8 protein-coding genes and 1 riboswitch are annotated in these 12,382 nt (G+C 34.5%); of the genes, 7 read left to right on the top strand and 1 reads right to left on the bottom strand.

The genetic code is table 11. From position 1 onward, the window contains the following. Positions 1 to 165: 165 nt before the first annotated feature. From VK90_RS23100 to VK90_RS23090, 3 genes are all read left to right on the top strand, one after another. The gene (locus VK90_RS23100; protein WP_048375511.1) at positions 166 to 1,803 is read left to right on the top strand and encodes a PTS transporter subunit IIBC; all 1,638 of its coding nucleotides are present in this window, start codon (positions 166 to 168) and stop codon (positions 1,801 to 1,803) included. 4 nt (positions 1,804 to 1,807) lie between these two features. Then, positions 1,808 to 2,599, top strand: coding sequence for an endonuclease/exonuclease/phosphatase family protein (locus VK90_RS23095; protein ID WP_048375509.1), 792 nt, complete (start codon positions 1,808 to 1,810; stop codon positions 2,597 to 2,599). 307 nt (positions 2,600 to 2,906) lie between these two features. Beyond that, positions 2,907 to 5,768, top strand: a complete 2,862-nt coding sequence (locus tag VK90_RS23090) for a YhgE/Pip domain-containing protein (protein ID WP_048375507.1) — start codon at positions 2,907 to 2,909, stop codon at positions 5,766 to 5,768. A 55-nt stretch (positions 5,769 to 5,823) separates the two neighbouring features. Here the strand turns inward: VK90_RS23090 and topB are convergent, their stop codons facing one another. Then, complete coding sequence (topB, locus tag VK90_RS23085; protein ID WP_048375505.1) at positions 5,824 to 8,013, bottom strand: DNA topoisomerase III; 2,190 nt, start codon at positions 8,011 to 8,013, stop codon at positions 5,824 to 5,826. Positions 8,014 to 8,445: 432 nt separating this feature from the next. Between topB and VK90_RS23080 the strand changes: the two genes are divergently transcribed. The 4 genes from VK90_RS23080 (at position 8,446) to VK90_RS23065 (ending at position 12,134) form a co-directional block, all read left to right on the top strand. Next, entirely contained in the window at positions 8,446 to 9,399 is a 954-nt protein-coding gene (locus tag VK90_RS23080; protein ID WP_033719739.1) for an ABC transporter permease, read from the top strand. Then, positions 9,389 to 10,360, top strand: coding sequence for an iron chelate uptake ABC transporter family permease subunit (locus VK90_RS23075; protein WP_082148035.1), 972 nt, complete (start codon positions 9,389 to 9,391; stop codon positions 10,358 to 10,360). The genes VK90_RS23080 and VK90_RS23075 overlap by 11 nt, the downstream gene beginning before the upstream one ends. Continuing rightward, positions 10,354 to 11,112, top strand: a complete 759-nt coding sequence (locus tag VK90_RS23070; protein WP_002174674.1) for an iron ABC transporter ATP-binding protein — start codon at positions 10,354 to 10,356, stop codon at positions 11,110 to 11,112. The genes VK90_RS23075 and VK90_RS23070 overlap by 7 nt, the downstream gene beginning before the upstream one ends. A 74-nt stretch (positions 11,113 to 11,186) precedes the next feature. After that, positions 11,187 to 12,134 (top strand): siderophore ABC transporter substrate-binding protein, encoded by a 948-nt coding sequence (locus VK90_RS23065; protein WP_048375503.1) that lies wholly within the window; start codon positions 11,187 to 11,189, stop codon positions 12,132 to 12,134. Positions 12,135 to 12,238: 104 nt separating this feature from the next. Continuing rightward, positions 12,239 to 12,348, top strand: a riboswitch (TPP riboswitch). Positions 12,349 to 12,382 lie beyond the last annotated feature (34 nt).

Here is a 12,382-nt window from a genome sequence, read left to right as displayed (position 1 = left end):
AAAAATAAATTTCTATTGCAATGTGAAAACGCTTTTATTAAAATAGATTTATGAAAACGGTTGCGTAACAAAAAAAGAAGGGATGCAAGGAATCGTTTTCATAAGAGAAATAGAAATTATAATTCAAATCATTATGTTGTTATAAATAAAGGGGAGGAAGAACAGATGAAAATTACGTCTTTTGATTTTTGGCAAAAGTTCGGGAAAGCGTTATTAGTTGTTGTAGCTGTAATGCCAGCAGCTGGCTTAATGATTTCCATCGGTAAGTTAATTGGGATGTCTGCTGGGGATATTAACGCAGTTCATACAATTGCTCGAGTAATGGAAGACATCGGTTGGGCAATTATTACAAATCTACACATTTTATTCGCAGTAGCAATTGGGGGATCTTGGGCGAAGGATCGCGCAGGTGGTGCGTTTGCAGCGCTATTAGCATTCGTCTTAACAAACCGAATTACAGGAGCTATATTTGGTGTAAACCCTCAAATGTTAACGGATTCAAAAGCGACAGTTTCTTCGGTATTAGCAGGAGATTTACTTGTAAAAGATTATTTCACTTCTGTACTTGGTGCACCAGCATTAAACATGGGAGTTTTCGTAGGGATTATTACTGGTTTCTTAGGAGCTACTTTATACAACAAATACTATAACTATAATAAACTACCACAGGCATTAGCATTCTTTAATGGAAAACGCTTCGTACCATTCGTTGTAATTGTTTGGTCTACAGTTACTGCGATTATATTATCACTTTTATGGCCATTTATCCAAAGTGGATTAAATGAATTTGGTCGCTGGATTGCAGCATCTAAAGATAGTGCACCAGTTGTTGCACCATTTGTATATGGAACGTTAGAACGCTTATTATTACCGTTTGGATTACATCATATGTTAACAATTCCGATGAACTACACAGAGCTAGGCGGAACATATACGATGTTAACTGGTTCAAAAGTTGGACAAGTTGTAGCAGGACAGGATCCATTATGGCTTGCATGGATTACAGATTTAAATAACTTGTTAGCAAATGGAGACACGAAAGCGTATAATGATTTATTAAATAATGTTGTGCCAGCTCGTTTCAAAGCTGGGCAAGTTATCGGTTCAACAGCAGCATTAATGGGTATTGCGTTTGCAATGTTCCGTAACGTTGATAAAGATAAGCGTGCAAAGTATAAACCGATGTTCTTATCAGCAGCATTAGCAGTATTCTTAACAGGTGTTACAGAACCAATTGAATTCATGTTCATGTTTATTGCGCCAGTATTATATGTTGTGTATGCAATTACAACAGGACTTGCATTCGCATTAGCAGATTTAATTAATTTACGTGTTCATGCATTTGGATTTATTGAGTTAATTACACGTACACCAATGATGGTCAATGCAGGTTTAACGAGAGATTTAATCAACTTTGTCATTGTTTCATTAGTGTTCTTCGGTCTTAACTTTACATTATTCAACTTCTTAATTAAAAAATTCAATTTACCAACACCAGGGCGTGCAGGTAACTATATTGATAATGAAGATGAGTCATCAGAAGGAACAGGAAATGTACAAGATGGTTCATTAGCAACAAAAGTTATTGATTTATTGGGCGGAAAAGATAATATTTCTGACGTAGATGCTTGTATGACACGTTTACGTGTAACAGTAAAAAATTTAGATGTGGTTGCACCAGAAGCACAGTGGAAACAAAATGGTGCTTTAGGACTTATTGTAAAAGATAAAGGTGTACAAGCAGTATATGGCCCGAAAGCTGACGTATTAAAGTCAGACATTCAAGATATGTTAGGTGCGTAATAATATGAAATTGCTAACTTTAAATTGTCACTCTTGGCAAGAAGAGAATCAAATTGAAAAAATAAAGTATCTTGCCAAAGTAATTCAAGAAGAAGATTATGATGTGATCGCATTGCAAGAAGTAAGTCAATCTATACAAGCTGAAAATGTATGCGGTAACAAGAAAAAAGATAATTTTGGACTATTACTACTAGAAGAGTTAAGAGCCTTACATGTAAAAGAGTACAATATTATTTGGGACTTCTCTCATATTGGATATGATGTGTACGAGGAAGGATTAGCAATTATAACAAAGCATAACGTTGTAAAAGAAGATACGTTCTTTATTTCAGAAAATAAGGATACAGCGTATTGGAAAACACGCAAAATTGTAAGTGCAACAATTGCTTATAATGGTAAGAAGATAACGTTTTACTCTTGTCATCTCGGTTGGTGGAATGATGAAGAAGAATCATTCAAAGGCCAGGTCGATCGTTTAATAGAGCGTGTAGATAGCAATGAACTCTCCTTCTTAATGGGTGATTTTAATAACAATGCTCGTCTGCAAGGAGAGGGTTATGAGTATATTATGAAAAAAGGTTTATATGACACATATGAACTAGCAATGGAGAAGGATGAAGGAACAACTGTCCAAGGTGAGATTGCTGGTTGGGATGAAAATAAACAAAACTTACGAATCGATCTAATATTATGTAACCAAAGTAAAACGGTTAGTTCTTCAAAAGCTATTTTTAATGGTACAAATCGAAATGTAATTTCAGATCATTTCGGTGTAGAGGTACAATTAGATATATAATAGAAGAAATCCTCACAGATAATAAAAAGCTGTGAGGATTTTTTTGATGAATACAAGTATTTCCAAGAGAAAATAATTGTACTTTTTATGACATTTCCTATATATTTGTTATTATTGAATGTAAAACTAATTTGGTCATTTTGTATGCATACTTTTTTTACTTCGTTATATAATGAAGTAGGTGAAATATTTTATGGGAAAAAATAGTGCATTTTCGTTTAATCCACGATGTAGAAAGTGATATAATTGCAAAATGTATGTATCATTTTCTAAAGAAGGAAAAATATATAATTAGGTGATAGCTTATATGAAACAGATTTGGCGTATTTATAAGACAGATTTACGGAATGTAGCCAAACATTGGGCTGCAATTGTTATTGTATTAGGTTTGATGGTTCTACCATCGTTATATGCATGGTTTAACATTAAAGCCTCTTGGGATCCTTACGGAAATACGAAAGGAATCCAGATTGCAGTTTCTAACCAAGATGTTGGGTCAAATTTAAGAGGGAAAGATATTAACATCGGGAAAGAAATTGTAGATTCACTTAAGAAGGACAAAAATTTTGGTTGGAAGTTTGTCGATGAAAAGCAAGCAATTTATGGAGTAGAGCGTGGAGATTATTCCGCAAGTATTACTATTCCAAAAGATTTTTCTGAAAAGATTGCAACAGTCTTGAATGAAAATCCAGAGAAACCGGAAATTGAGTATTACGTAAATGAAAAGGTGAATGCCATTGCACCGAAGATTACAGCTAAAGGTGCATCAGGTCTTACTGAAGAAATTAGTAAAAACTTTGTTAAAACTGCAAACGGTGAGATTTTTGAAATTTTCAATGACCTTGGAATCGATTTAGAAACTAACTTACCGAGTATTGAAAAAGTAAAAGATCTTGTATTTAAGTTAGAAGCGCAGTTCCCAGAAATGAATACACTCATGGATAAGGCGTTAGATGATGCAACTCGCGCGGAAGATGTTGTGAAAGTAGCTCAGAAAGAGTTACCAGTTGTAGAAAGTGTTATTAACGATGGGCAGGAAGCGTTAGGGAATTTAGATAAGTTCTTTGCAAGGCAAGATCAAACGTTAAAAAATGCTCCAGGGACGATAAGAAATGATTTAGTAGCAGCAAAAGGTGTTATGGATAGTGCAGCTGCATTTACTGACTTTTTAATGAATCCAGGTGTGGATTTAAATATCCCTGATTTGTCTGGAATGAATGGATTACCTGAATTCCCAGCGAGACCGGATCTTTCTAAGTTGCATAATGATGGCTATACAAATATAGCGCAAAATATTAATCAAACAGTAAACAATGTTTTAAGTTCAGCACGTGCAGGAACAGCTTATGCACAAAGTGTTATGGATGGATTGCAAAATGGGAGCGTTGATCCAGAGATAGCTAAGAAAAATATTTCGACTATATCTAATAATCTTCAAACACATATTGACAATCTATCTTATGTAATTGATGTTATGGCTCGTTTAGAGCAAGGAGCTCAAACTGAGTTTGGGCAAAATTTCTTTAAAACAAGAAAAGAGCATTTAACAGCTATTAAAGATGGACAACAAGATTTAAATAATCGATTTAAACGTTTAAATGATTTAATTAGCACAGGTCAAGAAGTAAAACAAGATGTGCGAGATGGAATCAATCAGAAACTAAATGAAACAAATGCTTTAATCGATCGAGCTGAAAAAGATTACAACGAAACATTTGTAGCAGATTATAAAAAAGCGGTAAGTACAGTTGATCAAGCTAAAGCTGATGCAAATGCAATATATGATAATGCAAAAGCAGATTACGATAAAGCGAAAAATGGTTTTGAGAGTACTAAATCTAGCTTCCAAAAAGCGCTGGAGGATGTACAGAATAAAGGTGTTAACGGTTTAGAAGGATCGAAAGCAGCCTTAAACAGTTTAAATGGTCAATTCCAATCTGGCATCGGCTTAATTGACGATATGATTCCAGTTCTAGAAAGCACAAATAAGGTTTTAGCAGATGTAAATAGTGATAAAAACCTTAATAATGGAATTGCAAAGTTAAATAAAGCGAAAAGTAGTTTGCAAAAAGGTGTAGATGCAACGAATAAGGGAATTACACTTCTTAACAATGGACAGAAACCGACAAAAGATGTAATTGAAAGTATTAACAATGCTGCGAAGGGCGGATCAGCTCAATTAACAGATGTATTATCGACGTATGATTCAGAAATTGTACCTAATTTCAATACAGCAATTGCTCGTACAAAAGAGATGTCTAAAAACACATCCCAAATTTTAAACGAGACAAACAAAAAGCTTCCAGATGTTAAAAAATTACTAGAAGATTCATCAAAAGGCTTAGTAGACGGTAGAAAGAAATTAGCAGACATTAAAGCTGAAATGCCGGAGACTGAGAAAAAGATTAAAGAATTAGCAAATAAAATTCGTGATTTTGAATCAGAAGAGGATATAAAAGACATCATACGCTTATTGAAAAATGATGTTGAAAAGCAAAGTGATTACTTCGCAAATCCAGTAAATTTAAAAGAGAATAAATTATTTGCGATGCCGAACTACGGTTCAGCGATGTCACCATTCTATACAGTGCTTGCACTATGGGTTGGTGCACTATTAATGGTTTCGTTATTAACAGTAGAAGTACATGAAGAGGGCGCGAATTATAAGAGCCATGAAATATACTTCGGACGCCTATTAACATTCTTAACAATAGGGCTTTCACAAGCATTTATCGTATCGATGGGGGATATATTCTTACTCGGTACGTACGTAGTCGATAAATTCTGGTTTGTGTTATTTAGTTTATTTATCGGTGGAGTCTTTGTTTGTATCGTATACTCACTCGTTTCTATTTTCGGAAACGTTGGGAAATCGATGGCGATCATTTTACTTGTACTGCAAGTAGCAGGATCGGGCGGAACATTCCCAATTCAAATGACACCACCGTTCTTCCAAGCAATTTATCCGTTCTTACCATTCACATACGCAATTAGTGCAATTCGTGAAACAGTAGGTGGAATGCTTTGGGATATAGTAATTAGAGATTTACTCGTGTTAAGTGCTTTCGTAGTAGTCATCGTTGTTGCTGCGATATTGCTAAAAACACCAATTAACAAATCAAGTGAAAAGTTTGTTGAGAACGCAAAAGGAAGTAAAATTATTCATTAAAAATAAAAGGTTCCTACCGAGAGTGGTAGGAACCTTTTTGTATTGAAAAATAGGTTTAATCAAATTTTAATTTCTTTAATGCTTCTGCGAATGGATTGTTTAATGGTTCTTCTTCTTTCTGCTGTTGTTTCATATATTTTTGGACGTCACGTTTATCAGCCTTGTTGCCTGATTCTTTCTTACGTCTCTCTTGGAACGTAGAAAGTTTTTCGCGATAGCCACATTTACATGCGAAAATTTGGCCAGACCCTTCACCACGTAGTTCTAGTTTCTTTTTACACTGAGGGCAGCGTGCGTTTGTAGTACGGGATACATTTTTACGATGACCACACTCGCGATCTTGGCATACAAGCATTTTACCTTTTTTACCGTTTACTTCTAACATTGGTTTACCGCAGTCTGGACAAGACTTCGTTGAGATATTGTCGTGTTTATATTTTTTATCGCTCGATTTAATTTCAGCAACAATTTCTTTCGTATAGTTTTTCATTTCTGAAATAAATACTTCTTTTCTTAATTTACCTTTTGCGATCGCTTCAAGTTTTTGCTCCCATTCACCAGTTAGTGTAGGAGATTTTAGTTCTTCTGGCACTAAATCAAGTAACTGACGCCCTTTTGATGTAATGTGAATATCTTTACCACGTTTTTCAATTAAGAATGAATTGAAGAGCTTATCGATGATATCCGCACGTGTAGCTACAGTACCTAATCCACCAGTTGATTTTAATGTATCAGCAAGTTGTTTGTTTTGCGTATCCATGTATTTTGTTGGGTTTTCCATCGCTGAAAGTAACGTTGCTTCATTAAAACGTGCAGGTGCTTTCGTTTGACCTGATGTTTGGACAATTAGTTTTATGTTTAATGTATCGCCTTTTTCAATGCGAGGTAAGATTTGTTCTTTCAAATCGTCTACTGCATCATCATCTTCAAATCGATTTTCATATACTTCTTTCCAACCAGCATGCAAAATTGTTTTTCCGCGTGCGATGAACGTTTCGTCACCAATTTTTGTACGTAATGTTAGTTGTTCATATTCAAAGGCTGGGAATAAAACTGCTAAGAAACGTTTCACAACTAAATCATAAATTTTACGTTCTTTATCTGTGAAAGCTGAGAAATTTACATAGCTCTCTGTTGGGATGATTGCATGATGATCGCTTACTTTACTATCATCAACAAATGATTTATTAGATTTTACAGGTTTTTGCAATACTTTATGCGCTAAAGGACGGTATTCTCCGACGCCACATGCCTTCAGACGCTCTGGAAGCGTTCCGACGATATCAGATGAAATGTAGCGTGAATCTGTACGAGGATACGTTAAAACTTTATGTTGCTCATATAGTTTTTGCATAATGTTTAATGTTTCTTTTGCAGAGTAACCAAAGATTTTATTCGCATCACGTTGTAGTTCAGTTAAATCGTAAAGACCAGGAGCGAACGACTTCTTTTGTTTCTTATCAATATCTACAACAGTAGCATTTTGCTTACTGATTTTATTCACAAGTGCATCAATTTTTTCTTTATTAAAGCTGCGACTATTTCCTTTTATATCCTGCCAAGTTAGCTTTAATCTCTCCTCTGTTTGAGCTTCGATACCGTAGTAAGTTTGAGCTTTAAAATTCTTTATTTCGTCTTCACGGCCTGCAATAATGGCTACAGTAGGTGTTTGGACACGACCACAATTTAGTTGGGCATTAAAGCGGGTAGTTAAAGCTCGAGTCGCATTAAGACCGATATACCAGTCAGCTTCTGAACGTGCGACAGCTGAAGCGTATAAATTGTCATATGCTTTGCCAGGCTTTAAATTTGCGAAGCCATCTTTAATTGCTTTATCAGTAACCGATGAAATCCATAAACGCTTAATCGGTTTGTTCATTTTAACTTTATCGATAATCCAGCGCGCTACTAATTCACCTTCACGGCCAGCGTCTGTAGCTATAATGATTTCACTTACATCTTTTCTAAGTAGCTGGCTTTTCACAGCGTTAAATTGTTTTCCTGTTTGTTTAATTACCGTTAGTTTTAAACGCTCAGGTAGCATTGGTAAATCTTCTAAATTCCACTTTTTATATTTTACATCATAGCTTTCTGGATCTGCTAATGTAACGAGATGGCCTAAAGCCCAAGTAACAATATATTTACTACCTTCAAGGTAGCCGTTTCCTTTTTTATCACATTTCAGTACACGTGCGATATCACGTGCAACAGAAGGCTTTTCAGCAATTACAATACTTTTTGCCATATTAAAAACATCCTTTCAAATTTCCATACGTTAAATATAGCATACATCTTTGCTGGATTCAGTTATGCTACAGGTTTGAAATATTTCCGATTAAATGAATGAGGGGGAATTTACGTATATGAATAAAAGATTGATATAAATGTCAGATTTTTGAGTGTATCCGTTGACATTGTAAATGAATTTCATTATCATTAAGAGAGGTTACCAAAATATTGTCAAAATAATATATGGGAAAGTTGATTAATACATATAAATTATGTTCTTAATTGATAATGAAATTCATTTTAACCATAAGAAGGCAAGAAAAGGTTTTACCAAAAGAGTTATGATTTCTATCATTCTATAAATAGATGAGGGGGATAAAATGATAGGATTATAATCTGTTTAAAATCAGATGATGGCGACAGAACATAATCTGCACCATGAATAACTATGAAAAAAAGATATTTGTTTATTATGCTTATTGTTTTATCGATTGCTTCTATTTTCATTGGTGTAAAAGATATAAGCCTCATGGATATTGTGCATTGGGATCAAGATAAAATGCAAGTTGTATTCATTAGTAGGTTGCCACGTTTAATCAGTATTATCGTTGCTGGTGTGAGCTTAAGTATAAGCGGCCTAATTATGCAGCAATTGAGCAGAAATAAATTTGTATCTCCGACAACTGCGGGTACGATGGATAGTGCGAAGCTTGGGGTGTTAGTGTCGTTAATGTTATTTACGACAGCGAGTCCTCTTGAGAAAATGCTTGTTGCATTTGTCTTTGCATTAGCTGGTACATTTTTATTTATGCAAATTTTAAAGAGAATTAAGTTTAAGGATGCGATATTTATTCCACTTGTAGGGATTATGTTTGGGAACATTATTAGTTCCGTTACAACATTCTTTGCATATAAATATGACTTAATTCAAAATATCAATTCCTGGCTACAAGGTGACTTTTCAATGATTATGAAAGGAAGATATGAGATTTTATATTTAAGTATCCCGCTTGTAATCATCGCCTTTTTATATGCAAATCGCTTTACCGTTGCTGGAATGGGAGAAGACTTTGCTGCGAATTTAGGGATGAATTATAATCGAGTACTAAATATTGGACTTGTTATCGTTTCTTTAATTTCCGCGTTAGTTGTTTTGACTGTAGGAATGATTCCATTTTTAGGGCTTATTATTCCGAATATTGTTTCTATTTATCGCGGAGATAACTTGAAGAATAGCTTACCGCACACTGCCTTGTTAGGAGCAGTTTTCGTACTAGCTTGCGATATACTTGGCCGGGTCGTAATTTATCCGTACGAGATTTCTATTGGTCTTACAGTAGGAGTAATCGGAAGCGGAATTTTCCTTTATTTATTGATGAGGAGAAACGCATATGCAGCTTAGAAAACAAAGAAATTATAAGATGATTTTGGCATTACTAGCCATTGTATCAGTTATAGCCATTGGGATATTTTTATTTATTAACTTAAATATGAACACATTAGATTATGCCTTGCCGAGAAGAGGTAAGAAATTGTTAGCGATGATCATAACAGGCGGAGCGATTGCATTTTCGTCAATGATCTTCCAAACGATTAGTAATAACCGTATTTTAACACCGAGTGTTATCGGTTTAGATTCACTTTATATGTTTATTCAAACGTTTGTTGTGTTTGTATTTGGATCACAACATTTCACGATGATGAACACAAACGTAAACTTCCTTATATCAGTAAGTTTAATGGTGATTTTCTCACTATTTCTTTATAAGTTTCTGTTTAAAAGAGAAGGGAATAATATTTACTTCCTACTTTTAATCGGATTAATATTCGGTACATTCTTCCAAAGTTTATCGTCCTTTATGCAAGTGCTCATTGATCCAAATGAGTTCCAAATTGTACAAGGGAAAATGTTTGCAAGTGTAAATAATGTAAAAACAGAGCTACTTGTAACATCTATCATTGGAATTGTATTGGTTATTGCTTATGTGTATAAAGAGCTGAAATTATTAGATGTACTATCACTCGGAAGAGATGAGGCAATTAATTTAGGAGTAGATTATGACAAAGTCGTGAAGAAGCTTTTAATTGTAATTGCAATTTTAGTATCTATTTCCACAGCGTTAGTAGGACCCATTACATTTTTAGGACTGCTTGTAGTAAACGTTGCACGTGAATGTTTGCATACATACAAACACAAATATTTAATAATAGGTTCTATCCTTATTAGTATTATCGCCTTAGTAGGAGGACAATTGATTGTTGAAAGAGTGTTTGAATTTAACACGACTTTAAGTGTCATTGTTAACTTTGTTGGTGGCGTGTACTTCATTTATCTTCTATTAAAGGAGAGCAAGTCATGGTAGAAGTAAGAAACATATCAAAGCAATATGGTAATAAAAATGTTGTTGAAGATGTCTCTATTAAAATAGCAAAAGGAAAGATCACATCTTTTATTGGTCCAAATGGAGCAGGGAAAAGTACGGTTCTTTCTATGATTAGTAGGTTATTAAAAAAAGATGCTGGTGAAATCTACATTGAAGATAAAGAAATTGGGGAATGGAAGAGCGATGAGCTTGCTAAGAAAATCTCAATTTTAAAGCAAACGAATCATATTAATTTAAGGCTTAGCATTCGAGAATTAGTTAGTTTCGGTAGATTTCCATATTCACAAGGTAATCTGACAAAGGAAGACTGGAGCCATATTGAGGAAGCTATTCGCTATATGGAACTTGAGGACATCCAGCATAAGTATTTAGACCAACTCAGTGGTGGGCAGAGGCAAAGAGCGTATATCGCAATGGTTATTGCTCAAAATACAGAATACATTTTATTGGACGAGCCACTGAATAATCTAGATATGAAACATTCTGTACAAATTATGAAAGTACTGAGACGACTTGTTGAAGAGCTTGGAAAAACGGTTGTTATCGTAATTCATGATATTAATTTTGCTTCTTGTTATTCCGATCATATCGTTGCTTTGAAAGATGGAAAAGTAATGAAAGAAGGTCCAACGAGCGAAATTATTGATAAAGCTGTTTTAAAAGATATTTATGATATGGACATCCATATAGAAGAGATATCTGGAAACAACATTTGTATTTATTTTTCATAAGAGGAAGTTATTTTTGATGGTGTAAATGTGCTATCGATTTAAATAATTTTAAAAATTTTATTGAGGTGATTGAAGTGAAGAAATTAGCGATGCTATTATTAACTTTCATGCTTGCTGTTGTCGCTGTGGCATGTAGTAATGGTGCTTCTACTGACAAGAAGACCGAGGCAAGTGAAAGTAAATCAAAAGAAATTACGATTAAGCACAAATTAGGCGAAACGAAAGTTAAAACGAATCCGAAAAACGTTGTAGTATTCGACTTCGGTTCATTAGATACATTAGATAAACTAGGTGTTGACGTGGCTGGTGTGCCGCAAAAAAGTGTACCAGAATACCTTTCTAAATATAAAGATAAAAAGTATAAAAACGTTGGTGGTTTAAAAGAACCAGACTTCGAAAAAATCAATGAAATGAATCCGGAATTAATTATCATTTCTGGACGTCAAGCTGATTCATATAAAGAATTCGAAAAAATTGCTCCAACAATTTACGTAGAACAAGATACAAAAGAATACATGAAATCATTTAAAGAAAACACAGAAACATTAGCAAAAATCTTCGGTAAAGAAGATAAAGCGAAAAAAGAAATTGCAGCAGTTGAAAAAGACGTGGCAGAATTAAATGAAAAAGCGAAGAAAAGCGATAAAAAAGCTTTAGTTATTTTAGCGAACGATGGTCAAGTAAGTGCATACGGCCCTCAATCTCGCTTCGGCATTATTCATGATGTGTTTGGCGTAACTCCTGTTGACCCAGAAATTAAAGCAGATACACATGGTAATAAAGTTTCATTTGAGTACATCCTTGAGAAGAACCCTGATTACTTATTTGTAATTGATAGAGGCGTAGTAACTGGCGGGAAATCTTCTGCTAAGCAAGTTGTTGAAAATGAACTGGTAAGTAAAACAAACGCTGTGAAAAACAAAAACGTAGTTTACCTTGATGCAAACTACTGGTACTTATCTGGTGGCGGACTTGAGTCTGTATCAGCAATGGTGAAAGAAGTATCAAAAGCTATAAAATAATAGTATGAAAAGAGTGATAGGATTCCCTATCACTCTTTCTGTATAAGAAAGTAAAGAACTTGTTATTTTACTAGAATGAGAGTAGACTTTGAAGTAGATGAATAAAAAAAGCACATGGGAGTTTGCGGATGCAAACTGAGAGTATGACTAACCCGTCATTGACCATTTGAACCTGTTGGATAATGCCAGCGTAGGGAGAGTGTAAAAGCACATGTTCAGACCCTTTGCATACGCAAAGTGTCTTTTTG

Source organism: Bacillus sp. LK2, from assembly GCF_001043575.1.
GTDB classification, from domain to species: Bacteria; Bacillota; Bacilli; order Bacillales; family Bacillaceae_G; genus Bacillus_A; species Bacillus_A paramycoides.
The sequence above is the reverse complement of the archived record's forward strand: the minus strand, read 5'-3'. Positions and strand labels throughout refer to the sequence as shown.